At 41.4% G+C, this 16,827-nt stretch carries 23 protein-coding genes; 20 read left to right on the top strand and 3 right to left on the bottom strand.

Translation table 11 applies throughout. The features are described from left to right. Nucleotide 1 precedes the first annotated feature (1 nt). Nucleotides 2-709 carry an ABC transporter ATP-binding protein gene (locus tag CQS04_RS02205; protein ID WP_100352990.1) on the top strand — a complete coding sequence of 236 codons (708 nt, stop codon included), beginning with the start codon at nucleotides 2-4 and terminating at the stop codon, nucleotides 707-709. Between the two features lie 16 nt (nucleotides 710-725). On the opposite strand, the gene CQS04_RS02200 is transcribed toward CQS04_RS02205, so the two are convergent. Then, complete coding sequence (locus CQS04_RS02200; protein WP_100352568.1) at nucleotides 726-1,106, bottom strand: hypothetical protein; 381 nt, start codon at nucleotides 1,104-1,106, stop codon at nucleotides 726-728. Nucleotides 1,107-1,164: 58 nt separating this feature from the next. Here CQS04_RS02200 and CQS04_RS02195 point away from each other — a divergent pair, with 58 nt between their 5' ends. The 4 genes from CQS04_RS02195 (at nucleotide 1,165) to CQS04_RS02180 (ending at nucleotide 4,295) form a co-directional block, all read left to right on the top strand. Next, nucleotides 1,165-1,599, top strand: coding sequence for an OsmC family protein (locus CQS04_RS02195; protein ID WP_100352567.1), 435 nt, complete (start codon nucleotides 1,165-1,167; stop codon nucleotides 1,597-1,599). Nucleotides 1,600-1,607: 8 nt separating this feature from the next. Then, complete coding sequence (locus tag CQS04_RS02190; protein ID WP_100352566.1) at nucleotides 1,608-3,131, top strand: amidohydrolase; 1,524 nt, start codon at nucleotides 1,608-1,610, stop codon at nucleotides 3,129-3,131. Between the two features lies 1 nt (nucleotide 3,132). Further along, nucleotides 3,133-3,942: a type II pantothenate kinase gene (gene coaW / locus CQS04_RS02185; protein ID WP_100352565.1), complete on the top strand. Its 810-nt coding sequence runs from the start codon at nucleotides 3,133-3,135 to the stop codon at nucleotides 3,940-3,942. A gap of 152 nt (nucleotides 3,943-4,094) precedes the next feature. Next, nucleotides 4,095-4,295 carry a cold-shock protein gene (locus tag CQS04_RS02180; RefSeq protein ID WP_100352564.1) on the top strand — a complete coding sequence of 67 codons (201 nt, stop codon included), beginning with the start codon at nucleotides 4,095-4,097 and terminating at the stop codon, nucleotides 4,293-4,295. Nucleotides 4,296-4,641: 346 nt separating this feature from the next. Here CQS04_RS02180 and CQS04_RS02175 read toward each other — a convergent pair whose 3' ends face one another. Continuing rightward, nucleotides 4,642-5,028: a ribonuclease HI family protein gene (locus CQS04_RS02175; protein WP_100352563.1), complete on the bottom strand. Its 387-nt coding sequence runs from the start codon at nucleotides 5,026-5,028 to the stop codon at nucleotides 4,642-4,644. 72 nt (nucleotides 5,029-5,100) lie between these two features. On the opposite strand from CQS04_RS02175, the gene CQS04_RS02170 reads away from it, so the two are divergent. After that, complete coding sequence (locus CQS04_RS02170; RefSeq protein ID WP_094941938.1) at nucleotides 5,101-5,286, top strand: zinc-finger domain-containing protein; 186 nt, start codon at nucleotides 5,101-5,103, stop codon at nucleotides 5,284-5,286. 41 nt (nucleotides 5,287-5,327) lie between these two features. Here the strand turns inward: CQS04_RS02170 and CQS04_RS02165 are convergent, their stop codons facing one another. Beyond that, nucleotides 5,328-5,537: a cold-shock protein gene (locus tag CQS04_RS02165; protein WP_100352562.1), complete on the bottom strand. Its 210-nt coding sequence runs from the start codon at nucleotides 5,535-5,537 to the stop codon at nucleotides 5,328-5,330. A gap of 96 nt (nucleotides 5,538-5,633) precedes the next feature. On the opposite strand from CQS04_RS02165, the gene CQS04_RS02160 reads away from it, so the two are divergent. The 14 genes from CQS04_RS02160 (at nucleotide 5,634) to msrB (ending at nucleotide 16,826) form a co-directional block, all read left to right on the top strand. Continuing rightward, entirely contained in the window at nucleotides 5,634-6,257 is a 624-nt protein-coding gene (locus CQS04_RS02160; protein WP_100352561.1) for an HD domain-containing protein, read from the top strand. Continuing rightward, on the top strand, nucleotides 6,245-8,125 hold the full coding sequence (locus CQS04_RS02155; protein ID WP_100352560.1) for an ABC-F family ATP-binding cassette domain-containing protein: 1,881 nt from the start codon (nucleotides 6,245-6,247) through the stop codon (nucleotides 8,123-8,125). Before CQS04_RS02160 ends, CQS04_RS02155 begins: the two co-directional genes overlap by 13 nt. 30 nt (nucleotides 8,126-8,155) lie before the next feature. Further along, nucleotides 8,156-9,286, top strand: a complete 1,131-nt coding sequence (locus CQS04_RS02150) for a conserved virulence factor C family protein (protein WP_100352559.1) — start codon at nucleotides 8,156-8,158, stop codon at nucleotides 9,284-9,286. Next, entirely contained in the window at nucleotides 9,283-9,720 is a 438-nt protein-coding gene (locus CQS04_RS02145; RefSeq protein ID WP_100352558.1) for a BrxA/BrxB family bacilliredoxin, read from the top strand. Before CQS04_RS02150 ends, CQS04_RS02145 begins: the two co-directional genes overlap by 4 nt. Then, complete coding sequence (locus CQS04_RS02140) at nucleotides 9,717-10,508, top strand: class I SAM-dependent methyltransferase (RefSeq protein WP_100352557.1); 792 nt, start codon at nucleotides 9,717-9,719, stop codon at nucleotides 10,506-10,508. The genes CQS04_RS02145 and CQS04_RS02140 overlap by 4 nt, the downstream gene beginning before the upstream one ends. 395 nt (nucleotides 10,509-10,903) lie before the next feature. Further along, the gene (locus CQS04_RS02135; RefSeq protein WP_245858729.1) at nucleotides 10,904-11,449 is read left to right on the top strand and encodes a YpjP family protein; all 546 of its coding nucleotides are present in this window, start codon (nucleotides 10,904-10,906) and stop codon (nucleotides 11,447-11,449) included. 12 nt (nucleotides 11,450-11,461) lie between these two features. Continuing rightward, nucleotides 11,462-12,400 (top strand): thymidylate synthase, encoded by a 939-nt coding sequence (locus tag CQS04_RS02130; protein ID WP_100352555.1) that lies wholly within the window; start codon nucleotides 11,462-11,464, stop codon nucleotides 12,398-12,400. A 12-nt stretch (nucleotides 12,401-12,412) separates the two neighbouring features. Further along, nucleotides 12,413-12,892: a dihydrofolate reductase gene (locus CQS04_RS02125; protein WP_100352554.1), complete on the top strand. Its 480-nt coding sequence runs from the start codon at nucleotides 12,413-12,415 to the stop codon at nucleotides 12,890-12,892. A 24-nt stretch (nucleotides 12,893-12,916) separates the two neighbouring features. Further along, complete coding sequence (locus tag CQS04_RS02120; protein ID WP_245858728.1) at nucleotides 12,917-13,627, top strand: lysophospholipid acyltransferase family protein; 711 nt, start codon at nucleotides 12,917-12,919, stop codon at nucleotides 13,625-13,627. A 4-nt stretch (nucleotides 13,628-13,631) separates the two neighbouring features. Further along, nucleotides 13,632-14,468, top strand: a complete 837-nt coding sequence (locus CQS04_RS02115; protein WP_100352552.1) for a DegV family protein — start codon at nucleotides 13,632-13,634, stop codon at nucleotides 14,466-14,468. A 4-nt stretch (nucleotides 14,469-14,472) separates the two neighbouring features. After that, nucleotides 14,473-15,300 (top strand): GDSL-type esterase/lipase family protein, encoded by an 828-nt coding sequence (locus CQS04_RS02110; protein ID WP_100352551.1) that lies wholly within the window; start codon nucleotides 14,473-14,475, stop codon nucleotides 15,298-15,300. Next, complete coding sequence (locus tag CQS04_RS02105; RefSeq protein ID WP_100352550.1) at nucleotides 15,297-15,872, top strand: YpmS family protein; 576 nt, start codon at nucleotides 15,297-15,299, stop codon at nucleotides 15,870-15,872. The genes CQS04_RS02110 and CQS04_RS02105 overlap by 4 nt, the downstream gene beginning before the upstream one ends. 11 nt (nucleotides 15,873-15,883) lie before the next feature. After that, nucleotides 15,884-16,411, top strand: coding sequence for a peptide-methionine (S)-S-oxide reductase MsrA (gene msrA / locus CQS04_RS02100; RefSeq protein WP_100352549.1), 528 nt, complete (start codon nucleotides 15,884-15,886; stop codon nucleotides 16,409-16,411). A 22-nt stretch (nucleotides 16,412-16,433) separates the two neighbouring features. Beyond that, complete coding sequence (msrB, locus tag CQS04_RS02095) at nucleotides 16,434-16,826, top strand: peptide-methionine (R)-S-oxide reductase MsrB (RefSeq protein WP_100352989.1); 393 nt, start codon at nucleotides 16,434-16,436, stop codon at nucleotides 16,824-16,826. Nucleotide 16,827 lies beyond the last annotated feature (1 nt).

Raw genomic sequence — 16,827 nt, 5'->3', positions numbered from 1 at the left:
GATGCTTGCAGTTAAAGATATTGATGTGTACTACGGCAACATACAAGCATTAAAAGGAGTTACAGTTACTGTTGAAGAAGGCGAAATCGTCACGCTGATCGGTGCAAATGGCGCGGGGAAGAGTACTCTTCTAAAAACATTATCAGGCCTACTAAAGCCAAAATCGGGTTCTATCGAGTTTTTAGGCAATTCGATTGCTGGAAAGCCAGCACAAGGAATTGTGAAGTCTGGTATTTCTCACGTTCCAGAAGGTCGTCGTGTATTCGCAAATCTGACAGTTGAAGAGAATTTAGAGCTTGGAGCTTTTCTTCGTAAAGATAAAAAGGGAATTGAAGCAGACATGAAGAAAGTCTATGATACGTTTCCTCGACTTCTAGAGCGCCGAAAACAAATGTCTGGAACGCTTTCAGGTGGAGAACAGCAGATGTTAGCTATGGGACGTGCCATCATGGCAAAGCCTAAGCTACTGTTATTGGATGAGCCTTCAATGGGGCTAGCTCCTTTAATGGTAAAAACCATATTTGAAGTCGTTAAAGACATTAATGAACAAGGAACGACTATCTTACTGGTTGAGCAGAACGCTAATATGGCGCTTTCTGTGGCGAGTAGAGGATACGTAATTGAAACAGGCAAAGTAGTACTCTCTGGTTCGGCTGATGAGCTTCAGAGTTCAGAGGAAGTTCGTAAAGCCTATTTAGGAGGCCATTAAGAAAACCGCTCACAACTTATGTTGTGGGCGGTTTGCTTTTTGCGATAAAATAGCGGATTCCTTCAACTACTACAGCTAAAACTAGACCAAATGCTGTGAAAATAAATAAGGATAGAAGACCGGCTAAATCTCCGAACTCGCCAGAAGCAAAAAGGAAACTCCGGAACATTTCAAAGAATCCGATAGCTAGTCCAATCAAAAAGATGATGACACCTATCTTTAAGTTTAAAAATGCTAAAGCTCCTGCAAATAGTCCTGCAGCTAATCCATAAGCGATGATGGTAACGACATTAGAAGTCGTAAGTGGTTGATCAAGTAAAACTCCTACGCCAAGGAGCAGAAGAAAGAGTGTGATGGACATGACGAGCACGCCCAAAGTTTTATAATTGGCATTCATTTCATTTCCCCGCTTTCTGATTTCAAGTATACTAATAAAAAAGAAAGGATGTAAATGGATGCGACACTCATTTCACCAGTCTCTGCGCTGGAATCATAAACGCAATACTGTGGGAGAAGTGACTCTTGCAGGACACACTCATCAATTTTCGATTCCTGCTTCGCTTGACGGACCAGGTGAAGGTACGAACCCAGACGAGCTGTTATTAAGTTCAGCAGCTGGATGTTACATCATGACATTAGGTGCTATGTTTGAACGAAGTCAAATTACTCATGCGGAAATTGATCTTCATTCGGAACTTATTGTCGAAGTAAACGAAGGAATCTTTAAGGTCCAGGAAATTCGACATCACCCGACCATTCGGTACTTTCCGTCTGATAAAAGAAAAATTATCGAGCGATTGGTCCACAAAGCCGACGAGCGCTGTATGATAAGTAATGCACTCAAAGGCAATGTGCTCATCACAATCCATCCGACTTTAGAGGAGGAATAAAATTCTTTATGAAAACGTTACTAAAAGATGCCACTTTTGTGACGATGACCGAACCAGGCCATCAAGTAGAATCTGTTCTTATAGAGGATGGAAAGATCATTGCTACTGGCTCCTATCAAGAGTTGAAAGCGCTAGCAGAAGAAGAACGGAGCCTTGAAGGGAAAGTTGTTTATCCCGGGTTGATCGATAGCCATATGCATTTAATCGGACATGGTCAAAAAATCCTATCAGCTGATCTTTCCATCTGTACGTCCATCCGTGAGTTGTTAGATGTAGTCAGCACAGCTTCACCGGTTTCTGGTTGGATTGTATTGGAAGGTTGGAATGACAATACTCTAATGGAACAGCGACCTCCACTTCGAGAAGAGTTGGATGCTATTTATCCCGATATACCTGTAGTGTTGAAACGAATTTGTCGCCATGCGCTTCTTGCCAATTCAAAAGCATTAGAATTAGCGGGTATAGATGAAGAAGTCGAAGAAATTGCTGGAGGCGTAATTGGAAGAGTACCTGGCACGAATCGACTAAATGGATTATTTTATGATGAAGCGCAACAAGTGATTACAAAAGCTATCCCTGAACTATCAATAGATGACTTGACCTATATTATTAAAGAAAGTATTAAAAATTTACATAGCTTAGGACTTACAGGTGGTCACTCGGAAGATATGGCTTACTACGGGGCCTATACCAATCCCCTTAGCGCCTATCGAAATGCTTTAGGGACATCGTTTAGAGCGCACTTACTACGGCATCACCAGGTCTTTGAAGAAATGATCCATGAAACAGGAGATGATTTTCTGTCATTTGGATGTATGAAAATTTTCATGGATGGTTCTTTAGGTGGACATACAGCTTGGTTGTCCGAAGCTTACTCAGATGAACCGGAGCTTCAAGGTGTAGCTATACATACAAAAGACGCATTTGAGAGCATGCTTAAGACTGCTCGTTCTCATGATGCTGGTATTGCAGTCCACGTGATTGGAGATAAGGCAACAGAACAAGTGGTTGAGCTACTTGAAGCTTACCCAGCTCCAAAAGGCACTATGGACAGGCTAATCCACGTGAATGTGCTATCTGAAAATCTTGTGAATCGTATTGCCAAGCTCGGAGTCATGTGTGATATCCAGCCAATGTTCGTACCTTCTGACTTCCCTTGGGTAAGAGAGCGATTGGGTGAAGAAAGACTGGATTATGCCTACGCTTGGAAGACGCTCCTAGAGAACGGGATTGGACTCGCTGGTGGATCGGATGCACCGATTGAAACGGCAGATCCCCTACTAGGCATTCAGGCAGCTATGAACAATCCCTATTTGCCACATCAAGAGCTTTCAGCATTTGAAGCCATCTCTTTATATACAACTGGTGCCGCTCGTATTGCTGGACAACAGGACCGCTTTGGTCAAATCGCGCCAGGGTTTTCTGCGGACTTTACAGTAGTATCAGAAGAGATAACGAAAGAGTCGATTGTCCATCTTACAATTGAAGCAGTAATCGTGAATGGGGAAACGGTGTATAGAAAGGAACAATAGCATGTCTTCATTAGGAATTGATGCAGGAGGAACGTTAGTAAAACTGGCGTATTGGAAAGATAATGAAATTCAAACCACGTATTTTCCTTCTGCACGTTTTGACTTGGTCAAGCAATGGATCTCGGAAACGATGGAACATCCTCAGATCTGTATGACAGGCGGACGAGCAAAACAATTGGAACAGTATTTAGGGAGTGAAAACTACCGCTATGTGGTGGAGTTTGATGCCACTGTAAAAGGAGTACTTTATCAATTGAAAAAAGGTGGTTCATTAACATCGCGCTCCATTATAACGAATATTGGTACTGGAACATCTATCCATTACTTAAATGGCGAGATACATGAACGACTCGCCGGTACTGGGATCGGCGGAGGAACGCTACTGGGTTTGAGTAAAATCATGATTGGAACAGATGACTTTGCTCAAATCGTAGCTCAGAGTGAAAACGGCTCAAGAAAATGGATTGATGTACGAGTTGAAGATATCTATCAGCAAAACCAGCTTCCCATCAAAGGTTCACTTACTGCGAGTAATTTTGGCGCTTTATTGAACGTAGAGCCGGGCAAAAACACATCTGACGATTACGTTGCAGGCATCCAAGGAATGATCGGAGAAGTGATTTCCTCCCTTTCAATTCAAGCTGCGGATACAAAATCCTGCACAGATATTATCTATATAGGAACGACGTTAGAAAACAATAAGATGCTCCAAAATGTTATTTCCTCCTATACAATTTTGAAGGAAAAAACCCCTCTGTTCTTACCAGAACATGGCTACAGTGGCGCGATTGGGGCTCTTTTAACAATTTAATCATTCTATTTGCATTCTCTCCCAGCTCATGGTATATTGTAATAGAATTATTTTTGTTCGGAGCGTTAGTAGGTGGCAACACTTTTACTTAACAGTGTTGAGCAAGGATAGTAACAAAAGTGTACATGCATGTACACGAGGAGGATACACACATGGAACAAGGTAAAGTAAAATGGTTTAACTCAGAAAAAGGATTCGGATTCATCGAGCGCGAAGGCGGAGACGACGTATTCGTTCACTTCTCAGCTATCCAAGGCGAAGGTTTCAAAACTCTTGACGAAGGTCAAGACGTAACTTTCGAAATCGAGCAAGGTCAACGCGGCCTACAAGCTACTAACGTAGTTAAAGCTTAATTTTACCCATTCAAAAAGACCTCACTTGTGAGGTCTTTTTTTTTATTTATTTTCAGATTTGGAAGGGATTTGGTCAGAAATGCTTCTAAAATTGGGCGTGCCCGTAGAGGCGCTTTTTGCCTCTATGGGGGCTAACGATTTTTCAATGTATTTTTAACCCCTATAACTCGATTATTATTAGATGTGTAGAACGCCGCTCTAGAAATTTCATCAAAACCAGGCGCGCCAATTGAGGCGTTCTTTGCCTCGGTTGGGGTGAATGGTTTTGATGGGGATTTCTGGCGTTCGCAACTCGATTATTATTAGATGTGTAGAACGCCGCTTTAGAAATATCATAAAAATTCTCCTAACCTTTCCTCAATTCCTCTGTAGCTAAACGATGCGCTGCCGCATTTTCCTTATCCGGAATCCATTTAATAAAATAGAGTGGAACTTCATTCAATAAAGATTCAATTTCTTTAAGAAGCACTTTAAATTCCGGTCGTTTCACATACATTGTATCAACTGCTTGGAATACAATCTTAGAGTCCACCCGAATGGACAAAACATCCGGTTTGAGCGCAACCACTTCTTTTATGCCTTCTCGAAGAGCAATAAATTCAGCGATATGATTGGAACAGACTCCGATTTTCTTCGCAAGCATTCCTTTATGGCCATCTCCTTTGTAAAAAATTCCTATAGCGCTTTCGCCAGGGTTGCCACGAGTGGCCGCATCCGTATAGAGTTCAATCATTTTCTAGTTCCTTTCCTTGCAACCGTCTTCTAAAAACGATTATACTACTACAATAGATAAGGTGGGATAAACATGCTTTTACATCAAGTTGTAGAGGAGATCAACCGCTTAGAAGACGTTTACTGTGAAGACTGTCCAATCAAGCAAGATCTTCGCTCACGTAAAGGAAAGACGGCTGCACACCAATTTTGTATTTCTGGTTGTTCGGTGGGCAAAGAGTTGCAGCAGATGGGTTCTAAACTCTATCAAACCACATAAAAAAACCCCTGCGCTTGAAGCGTGGGGAATGTATACATAAGTTAAGCATCTAGGATTACTTGAACATCCGCAGCTTGTGGTCCTCGGTTTCCTTCAACGGTACGATAATGTACTTTTTGACCTTCTTCTAACGTTCGGAACCCTTCACCTTGGATACCTGTAAAATGAACGAACACGTCTTCACCATCCACGGATTCAATAAAACCGTACCCTTTTTCAGCATTAAACCATTTTACTTGTCCTTGTTGCATCGTACCGGGACCCCCTTCGTTAGAAAAATCAGATAATTACTAGATAAACTATACAGGATTCGACGGTATCCGTCAATTTGAAAGGGGAAAACCTTGATGTGGGAAAAACTAGCTCCCTATCTTGAAAGTTATTACAACCAGTACGATGGAAGTCACGACATGGCACATATTGAACGTGTCTATGAGAATGCAGACCGCTTACTAAACCATTACCCAGAAGCAGATCGTCAGTTAGTGACTTTTGCAGTTGGTCTGCATGATGTAGAAGATAAAAAGTACGCAACAGCTACTAGTGCAGCTTTTATGATACAGATTTTTGAAAGATTTGCATTGTCTCTAGAAGAACAGTTGAAGATTCGGACGATTATTGAACAAGTTTCGTTTAGTGGAGGAGTCAAAGCTGTTAGTCTAGAAGCCCAGATTGTACAGGATGCAGATCGCTTAGATGCCATTGGGGCGGTGGGAATTGCACGTACCTTTGCATTTGGAGGCGCAAAAAATCGCAAGCTCTATGATCACAAAGAAGTCGAGGCTTATTGGGGCGGACAGTCCTTAACAAATGGTTCATCTGTAACGCATTTCTATGAGAAGCTCTTAAAATTAAAAGATTTAATGAATACGGAACAGGCTCGTCAGATGGCAGAAGATCGCCATCAATTTATGGAGCTCTTTTTAAAACAGTTGTATGAAGAAGTGGGGAATCAGCCGTGTCGCAATTGATCATTCAATCATTGACCAAAACTGTAGGAGAGAAAATGCTATTTGACTCAATCGAATTCACGATTTATAAAGGTGAAAAGATAGGGCTAGTAGGTAAAAATGGTAGCGGCAAATCCACGTTGCTCCAAATCCTTGCTAAACGACTCGAAGCAGATCAAGCAGTAATGGATCACCCAAAAGACTACTCGATTTCCTATTTAGAACAACAGCCGATACTACCAGCAGGTAAGAGCGTCCTTGAGAGCATGTTTAGTGGGGATCTTGAAGTGATGAGACTAAATCGTGCCTATGAAGAAGCGCGTCTAGCAGCTGAACTGGACAGCTCTAATATGAAATTAATTGAGACTCTACTTTCTGTTCAGCAGCAGATGGAAGAGATGAACGGGTGGGAAGTCAATACAGCGGCAAAGCAAGCATTGACTAAGCTAGGTATTGAAGATTTCAATCAAGATGCAGGGACATTGTCAGGTGGGCAGCAAAAACGAGTGGCACTAGCTCGAGCGCTAATTGAACCACATGACTTGTTACTACTAGATGAGCCTACCAACCATCTGGATGTAGAATCGACTGTTGCTTTGGAGGAGCTAGTGAAGTCTTACAAAGGAGCCGTGCTTTTTGTAACGCATGACCGTGTGTTCTTAGATCAGATTTCTACTTCCATTTTGGAAATCGATCAACAGCAGTTGTTCCGTTATAAGGGCAATTACGAACAATATTTGGAAAACAAAGCGATTCGATATGAACAACAACAGGCCGAGCAATCTAAGATTCAAAACCTTTACCGCAATGAACTGAAATGGGTACGACGTGGAGCTAAAGCGCGTACGACAAAGCAAAAAGCGAGACTTGACCGATTTGACGATATTCAAGAGAAAGCGAAGCAAAAAGTGACTGTTACAGATTTAGAAGTTAACTTGTCTTCAAGCCGTCTCGGTAAAAAAGTCATGGAGGGGCATCATCTTGGAAAGCAGTTCGGTGACCGTCGTCTATTTGACGATTTCTCTTTCTTGCTTCAAAACAAAGACCGCATCGGAATTGTAGGAGAAAACGGTGCAGGTAAAACAACACTGTTTTCGATACTCGCCGGACTCGAAGAACCAACCTCAGGCGTTCTCGATCGTGGACAGACTGTGAAAATTGGATACTTTACTCAAGAACTTCCTGAATTTGATTCGAATCAACGCGTCCTCCATTATATTACGGAAGAATCCAATTCCATAGAATCGACAACTGGAGAACGATTCTCCGCGGTTCAAATGTTAGAGCAGTTCTTATTCCCAACGTCTACTCATGGTACTCAAATCCGAAAGCTCTCAGGAGGAGAAAAAAAACGACTGTTCTTGCTCAAGTTACTCATCCAACAACCGAATGTGCTGTTGTTAGATGAACCGACAAATGACTTGGATTTAGATACTTTGACAGTCCTCGAGAACTATTTAGATACGTTCCCAGGTGTTGTACTCACAATATCACACGATCGTTACTTTGTAGACCGAGTGACGAATAAGCTCTGGATATTAGAGAATGGTCGTGTAACGCAAACCCTAGATTCCTTCGAAGAGTATTTGGAGCAGAAAAAAGTACAGGTCAAGGAAGAAAAAATGGAAGAAGTAACTGCCTCACCTGAACCTGAAGTGAAAGAGAAAAAGAAACGCCTTTTTTATAACGAGAAAAAAGAGTGGGAAACTATTGAAGACGAGATTGCAAAACTCGAACAACGAATCTCTGAGCTGCAACAGGAAATAGATCAAGCGGGCTCCAATTACGAATCGATCCGTGTCGCCTCTATAGAACTAGAAGAAAAAGAAGCTATTTTAGAAGAAAAGATGGAGCGGTGGGCGTACTTAGAAGAAATTGTTTCTTCATGATACACTGAGAGATAGAAAAGGAGTGATTCGATGAAGATTGTCACAATTGAACCAACCCCTAGTCCGAATTCAATGAAAATTGTCGTAGACACAGAGCTACCTTTCGGTACAAGTACTAATTACAAAGTTGAGGCACTTGACCAAGCACAAGGTGTCATTCGACAGATTTTAGAGCTAGATGGAATGAAAGGTATTTATCATGTTGCTAACTTTTTAGCAGTAGAGAAGCATCCAAAAGCGAGCTGGGATCAGTTGATTCCGCAGATTGAAGGCTTGTTTGGTAAAGATAGTGAGGCAGTAGAGGAACAACCAGCTCTAGAACCATCTTTTGGAGAGGTCCGTGTACACATTCAGGATTATCACGGCATACCACTCCAAATAAAAGTATTTGATAACTCATCAGAAAAACGTTATGCGCTGTCTTCACGTTTTACAGAAACATTTGAAAAACGGATTCAAGATGATGAGAATTATATCCTTCAGAGAAAATGGTTGGATTACGGAGTGCGTTACGGTGACTTTGATGAGATTGCTGCACAAGTCCAAGACGAGCTAGAGGCAGCTTTTACAGAAGAACGTCTTCATCAGTTGGCTGAGCCGGAGTCTCACACGGAGACAGAATGGAAAAATAAGCGTTACCCAGTCTCACTTGAAGATTTTCAACATCCAGACTGGCAAGTTCGCTATCAGTTGCTTGACCGTTTAACACACCCTAAAGAAGAAGACTTGCCACTACTTGCACTAGCTCTAAAAGACGAGAAAGTATCAATTCGTAGACTTGCCGTCATTTATCTTGGGATTCTTGAAGATCCGATTGTAGTTCCTCACTTGACCATTGCTCTACATGACAAGAATGCATCGATTCGACGTACCGCTGGAGATACGATGAGTGACCTTGGGTATCCAGAATTCGCACAAGCAATGGAACAAGCACTTTTTGATAAAAATAAGTTAGTTCGTTGGCGTGCAGCCATGTTTTTCTATGAAGTTGGAGAGGATACGCATTTAGATACGCTGCGCAAAGCTGAAAATGACAGCGAGTATGAAGTGCGTCTTCAAGTTAAAATGGCTATTGCGCGCATCGAGCAAGGCGAAGAAGCAAAAGGGTCCGTTTGGAAGCAAATGAACATGGCCCGAGCAATCAAGGAGGAAAACCAATGAATGCCTATGAAGAATACATGAAGCAAATCGTTCAGCCAATGCGTCAAGAGTTGACTGGACATGGCTTTACAGAATTGACAACTGTTGAAGAAGTCGAGAATCATATGGAATCTGCTAAAGGAATTTCTTTTATCGTTATTAATTCCGTATGTGGATGTGCAGCAGGACTTGCACGACCAGCTGCAATTGAAGCTATTGAAAATTTGACTCAAAAACCAGATCATCTTGTCACAGTATTTGCTGGACAAGACCAGGAAGCGACAGAACGAATGCGGAATTATTTTTCAGAAGTTCCTCCTAGTTCACCTTCAATGGCTATTTGGAAAGATGGTCAGTTAGCTTATTTCATTCCACGTGAGCAGATTGAAAACTTCCCAAAAGAAGCTATTGTCGACCATGTACAAGGTGTATTGGAACAACTTGTGACTTCATGAGAATTGCAATAACCACTTCAGCTAAGCTTTCTGAAGAAGGGCGACAGTACGCGAAAACTTTTGCGGAACAACTCGGATATCCTTATGTGGAACGCGGAGATGAGTCTCTTCACAAATGGTTCAAACAGTATGATATCCTCTATATTTGGACGTCTCATGGCTGGGAAGCACAAAATGGGGAAGGGTATCGATATGCTTACCATCCTGGTACTGCGATGTTCAGGTACAAACGTTTCAAACAAGGTGATATAGAACCTTTTCTTACAGCAGTTCAACTGCAGCCAGGAGATTCATTTCTCGATACAACGCTTGGTTTTGGTGCGGATTGTTTGATGGCAAGTGTAGTTGTGGGAGTAAGAGGGAAAGTGATGGGGGTTGAAAAATCTCCAGTACTTAGTTTTCTTTTTCAACAGAGCCAACAACTTGCCGATCTTCGTCTGCCTGAATTAACAGCGGCCCTAAAACGAATAGAATGCGTGGAGCAAGATGCACTCGCTTTTCTAAAGCTACAGCAAGACAATTCTTTTGACGTCGTCTATTTAGATCCGATGTTTGAGGAGTCTATTGAAGAAGCAACAAATTTTAAAACGCATAAAGTGTTCGCAGCTGGGGATACACTCTCTAAAGAATGGGTGCAAGAAGCTTTAAGAGTAGCAAAAAGACGTGTTGTTGTGAAAGCTCATTATTCCAGCTCTGTATTTTCAGACTATGGATTCGAGCAGCAAATCCGAAAAACTTCAAAATTTCATTTTGGTTTTATAGATAAAGAACTAGAGGCTGGGACATAACTCAGTTAATTCAATAAATGAAGTTAAGGATAACAAAATGAAAAGTGTGTAGGGGTGACTCCAGCGGGATTAAAAGCGGAAGCTGAGACCTTGGCTCAGCCCGCGCCCGCGGAACGCTTCCCCTACACACAATAGAACATACAAAAGGGAGTTTCTCATGACGAGAAACTCCCTTTGCTGGGTTTTGTCCCAGCCTGTTTGTATCAATGTGTGAAGTTTAAAGAAGTCAAGTAACCTAATAGTAATAAATATCCGATACCGATGAAAATACCCAAGCTCATGAGAAATCCTCCTTTTGCTGAATCAATTTGTACATATGGTTGCTTCTTATTGTACAATGAAATGAGAAAAGAATGAAGTGCAAGTCCTAGTTTGGATGATAAGTTGTTTCAAAAATGTTACGGATGGATGTGTATGAATTGACTTTATACGTGAAAAAGTTTCTTGCTGCCTTAGTTGCCGTCATTACATTTGGTGTCATTACACCTTCACATGAAATTTGGAACGCGGTCTTTGAAGTAGAAGAAAGCCGAGTCTCTCAAAGTTATATTGAGCAACGACCTATTGATACTGAAAGCCTTCTAGCAGCTGCTGAAGAACAGAGTCTATTAAAATTTGGTTCAAAAATCAGTCCGAAAATTTATGATCAGTATCAGGCTGCCATTTTTCCAGCTTATCAAGAGAAAATTGAACAACTGGCCACACCTGAATCCGCTATTTCTCACAAACCTTCAGGAGAGTATGGAGAGAAAATCTTTCACCTCTATGATACAGTGACAAATGATGATATTCTTCGAGCTCATGTCCGAGTAGAAAAACGACCTCAAGAAGGATATTATTTCACATTCCACTATCATACGGCTGACGATGCTTTTAGTAGTCACATTGATGTTGGTGAGATCTACTGGTCAAAAAATACACCACCTAAATGGTTATCCTAAAGGAGTAGTTCCATGAAACAATATCACGATCTTTGTACATATATTTTAAAAAACGGGCAAGAAAGAACAGACCGAACGGGTGTTGGAACGATTAGTATATTTGGCTATCAAATGCGCTTTGATCTTCAACAAGGCTTTCCACTCCTAACTACAAAGCATACCTCTTTTAAATTAATTGCAAGTGAACTGTTGTGGTTTTTAAAAGGGGATACGAACGTTCAAACTCTCGTTCGTCAAAATAATAACATTTGGAACGAGTGGGCTTTTGAAAATTGGGTAGCGAGCGAAGAGTACCAAGGACCTGATATGACAAACTTCGGACTACGCGCAACGCAGGACCCTGAATTTAAGGTTCACTATGACAAAGAGATGTCTGCATTTATTGAGCGATTGAAAACAGATGATGCATTTGCTGCAAAATATGGAGAGCTCGGCCCTGTTTACGGAAGGCAATGGCGTGCTTGGGAAGGCAAGGATGGTCAAATCATTGACCAAATTCAGAGCGTTATTTCTTCTTTGAAACATTCCCCTCACTCAAGACGTCATATTGTGACCGCTTGGAATCCTGCAGAAGTGGATGAGATGGCGTTGCCACCTTGTCATTCGTTTATGCAGTTTTATGTTCAAGGGAACAAGCTTTCGTGCCAGTTATACCAGAGAAGTGCAGATGTATTTCTAGGAGTTCCTTTTAATATTGCATCTTACGCTTTATTAGTTCATTTAATCGCACATGAGACGAACCTTGAGGTTGGCGAATTTATTCATACATTTGGCGATGCTCATCTGTATTTAAATCATTTAGATCAAGTAAACGAGCTATTGTCTCGTGAACCAAAAAAAATGCCTGAGATTCAATTAAGTTCAAAATCCATTTTTGATATGGAACTCGGAGATATTCAACTTATCGGTTATGAATCGCACCCTCGCATTCATGCTGAAATAGCTGTGTAAGGACGTGGTAGCATGATTTCTATGATCGTTGCTCATGATGAAAATCGAGTCATTGGTATCAATAATGAGATGCCGTGGCATCTTCCGGAAGACTTGGCTTATTTCAAGTCAGTTACTCTCAACAAGCCGGTCATCATGGGAAGAAAAACGTTTGAATCAATTGGAAGACCCTTACCCAATCGCACGAACATCATCATTACTCGTAACAAAGAGTTTGAAGCTGATGGAACTCATATTTTTTATTCGATGGAAGACGCTGTCGATTTCGCGAAACAGCATGGAGACGAACAACTGATTATTGGCGGTGCACAGATTTTCAAAGACTATTTAGATATGGCGGACCAACTCTATATTACCGAGATCCATGACACTTTTGAGGGAGACACCTATTTTCCTGAATATCCTGAATTTGAGCTTCAGTGGGAGTCAGAAAAGATGACTTCAAAAGCTGGAATCGATTACACTTATAAACGTTATAGTAAGAAAGGCTAGTGAAGACTCGTGATTAGAAGCCTTGTGACATATAGTTATATTATTGGCTACATCCCTACTCAAATGGCTACATTGAGACGGTTACAGAAGAGAAAGCATGACTTAGATCTGGCTTCTTACGATGAACTAGTCTATGAAACGCCAAGAAGATGGGCAACTAACATTTTGAAAAAAGCCGGTGCTACTGTGGAGATTTCCGGTACGGAACAACTCCCTCGAGGACCGGTACTTCTTGTAGCCAATCACGAAGGGAATTTTGACATTCCGGTGCTGATATCTAAAATTCCAAAACCATTTGGATTTTTATCAAAAGTGGAAGTTACTAAAATTCCGTTTATAGCTGATTGGATGACAGAAATGAATTGTGTCTTCATCGATCGCTCAAACAGACGCAGTGCTTTGAAATCAATAGATGATAGTATAGAGACTCTCCGCAACGGACACTCTTTACTATTGTTCCCTGAAGGTACACGTTCAAAAGGACAAGGCATTCGGGAGTTTAAATCAGGATTCGTACGAATTGCTCAAAAAGCAGGAGTACCTATTGTACCTATTGCGATTTATGGAACTTCTCGTCTAATGGAACAACAGAGCAACCGGATTCAACCAGCTAAAGTATATGTGCAGGTGTTGCCTTCGGTTTCACTAGAAGAGACGGAAAGTATAGATGAATTCAAACAACGCGTTCAACATCAGATTGAACGAGCGTTAGCAAAGCTACAGAAGGGGGAATAGGCCTATGATTAAAATTGTGACGGACTCTACTGCTGAACTGACACAAGACGTACTGAATCGCTACAGCATAACAGTAGTTCCTCTAACCATCCATGTGGATGGAGAGGATTACCTTGACGGCGTGACCATTTCAGCAGAACAATTTCTTCAAAAGATGAAAGTATCTAATGAATTACCTAAATCCTCTCAACCAGCAGCAGGAACATTCAAAGAAGTGTATGATGAGCTTGGAAAAGACGGTTCTCAAATCTTATCTATCCATATGACAGGCGGAATGAGTGGTACAGTGAAATCTGCACAAGCTGCTGCAGAGATGACAGACAGTGATGTGACGGTTGTTGATTCTCGCTTTATTTCTCATGCTCTGGCTTTCCAAGTAATCGAAGCAGCAAAAGCTGTTGAAGAAGGAAAGTCACTAGATGATATTCTGCAGTTGCTTGATCGAGTCCGCGAGAACACGCGACTATTTGTTGTTGTAGATACATTAGATAATTTAGTAAAGGGAGGCCGTATTGGGAAAGGTCGTGCCATGATCGGTTCCTTACTGTCAATAAAGCCAATTGCCTCGCTTGCTAACGGAGAATACACACCAGTAGCAAAGGCGCGCAGTTACAAACAAGTGATCAACTACTTGATGAATGAATTTCAAACAGATACGGATTCTTCAGGTGTAAAAGCAGTAGGAATTGCACAAGCTGATGGTTTCCAAATGGCTACTCCTTTAAAAGAGGCAATTGAAGCTTCTGGATTCCGTGATGTAAAGATGTCCTATACGACTCCCGTAATTTCCACGCACACAGGCCCAGGTGCCATTGGGTTTATGTATTTGTTGGAAGGATAATATCGTGAAACAATTCAGTTTACTACTTATAGGAATGGTTTTTTTGATTGCGGGATGTTCTTCAATTGTCATCAAACCAGTCTTTCAAACCAAGGAACGTGAGGAACCTGTAGATTATCAGGTTCCTTATGCTGTCTTTCCGGACAATTTATTATTTCTTGGCTTGGGAGATTCATTAACTGTCGGCGTAGGCGATGAATTAAAACAGGACGGGTATATAGGGCGCGTCAAACAACAGCTGTTACAAAGTGAACAGATTGACGAGATTGACTTAATCAATACGGCAAAACGAGGACGCAGAAGCGATCAATTGATGACCCTACTCTCAAGTGGAGGCCTCGACAAGGAGATACAAGAAGCGAGTCATATTTATCTATCAATCGGTGGAAACGATGTCATGAAAATCATTAAACGGGATTTGTTTTCGTTACAGTTGGAAGCGTTCGAGGAAGAACGCGAGAATTATGAAACTCGCTATTTTCATATTTTGCATTACATCCGAGATTTAAATCCGCAAGCCCCTATAATTGCGCTAGGTTTATACAATCCCTTCTCGTTAATCACTGTAGAATCTGAAGAAGTGGAATCCATCATAACAGACTGGAACACAACAATGGAACGTCAATTGATGGAGTTTGAAGGGACGTGCTATGTACCTGTTCAAGATTTGTTCTATACGAATGCCAACTTGGTCTACCATACAGATTTCTTTCATCCTAATGCCAAAGGGTATGAGTTGATTGCTAATCGGATGATTCGAACTATGGAAAGCTGTGGTTTTGTTGAAGAAACAAATGGGGAACTGTATGTAAAAGGGGGCGAGTCGGAATGAACAAATGGAAGATTGCATTTTTCTTACTGATCCTAGCACTTCTAGTAGGAGTGGTCTGGTTCGTGAGTTTGATTTCCAGTGAGCCTGGGGGCTATGGATTAGCCGAAAGAGCAGCAGCTACTTCTGGTGGAGAACTAAGAGTACAGACAACTAAAGCGGATTTTGAAGCACTAGCCAACAAGTATATACAAGAAGCCGTTGAAAACCAGCCTATTCCATTAGAATTGACAGTGGACGATCAGATTGCGTTGGTATCCGAGCTTACTGTATTTACATTAACGATTCCGGTTCAAATGTATTTTGACCCTATCGTACAAGAAGACGGCAACATTCAATTGAAACAAGACAAGGTAGATATCGGGCAATTGTCAATCCCGCCTGAACAGGTATTGAAGCTGTTACGAGATTCTATAGATCTACCAACATGGATGGTCGTTAGCCCTGGAGACGAGTCTGTCTTCATTGATCTTGGAGGTCTCCCGATCGATGGGGATTTTGATATACGAGCTGAAAAAATCGATCTTGAAAATGATGAAATCATTCTCTCTGTTACTGTTCCAACATCAAACTAGGAGGTTTTCATATGGAAATAGCAACATTTGCTGGTGGTTGTTTTTGGTGTATGGTAAAGCCGTTTGATCAGTATGACGGAATTGAAAAAGTAGTCTCCGGTTACACCGGAGGTCAAGTTGAAAATCCAACATATGAGCAAGTCTGTTCGGAAACGACTGGGCATTATGAAGCGGTTCAAATCACCTTTGACCCAGCCAAATTTTCTTATGAGTCGATTGTAGAAATCTTTTTTCAAAATATTGATCCTTTTGACGCGGGCGGACAATTTTTTGACCGTGGTCAATCGTATCAAACCGCAATATTCTTTCATAATGAAGAGCAGAAAGAAATTGCAGAACAAGTGATGATGCGACTTGAGAACGATGTTTTCGCTAAAAAAGTAGCTGTAAAATTGCTTCCCGCATCTACGTTTTATCCTGCGGAAGAGTATCACCAAGACTACTATAAAAAAAATAGTGGACACTATACACGCTATTTTACAGGGTCTGGACGCAAACAGTTCACGGAAAATTTAAGGAGGGATTACTTTGAAAGATAATCTACGAGAAAAACTGACAGAAATGCAGTATTACGTAACACAACAAAATGGTACAGAGCCTCCGTATAAGAATGAGTATGATCAACATTTTGACGAGGGGATTTATGTGGATATCGTCTCTGGAAAGCCATTATTTCATTCGAAAGACAAGTATGATGCAGGATGCGGGTGGCCAAGCTTTACTCGACCAATCGATGCTCCTGAGATCGTCGAAGAGTTTGATGACAGCTTTGGCATGAGACGCGTGGAAGTGCGTAGCAAGACTGCAAATTCTCATTTGGGTCACGTGTTTCCAGACGGACCAAAAGAAGAAACGGGTCTACGCTATTGTATCAATTCAGCAGCACTTCGCTTTGTTCCAAAGCAAGATCTAGAAAAAGAAGGCTATGGCGACTATTTGTCGACATTTGAATAAA

Source organism: Chryseomicrobium excrementi, from assembly GCF_002798305.1.
GTDB lineage: Bacteria > Bacillota > Bacilli > Bacillales_A > Planococcaceae > Chryseomicrobium > Chryseomicrobium excrementi.
This window is presented reverse-complemented; position numbering and strand designations above follow the sequence as displayed.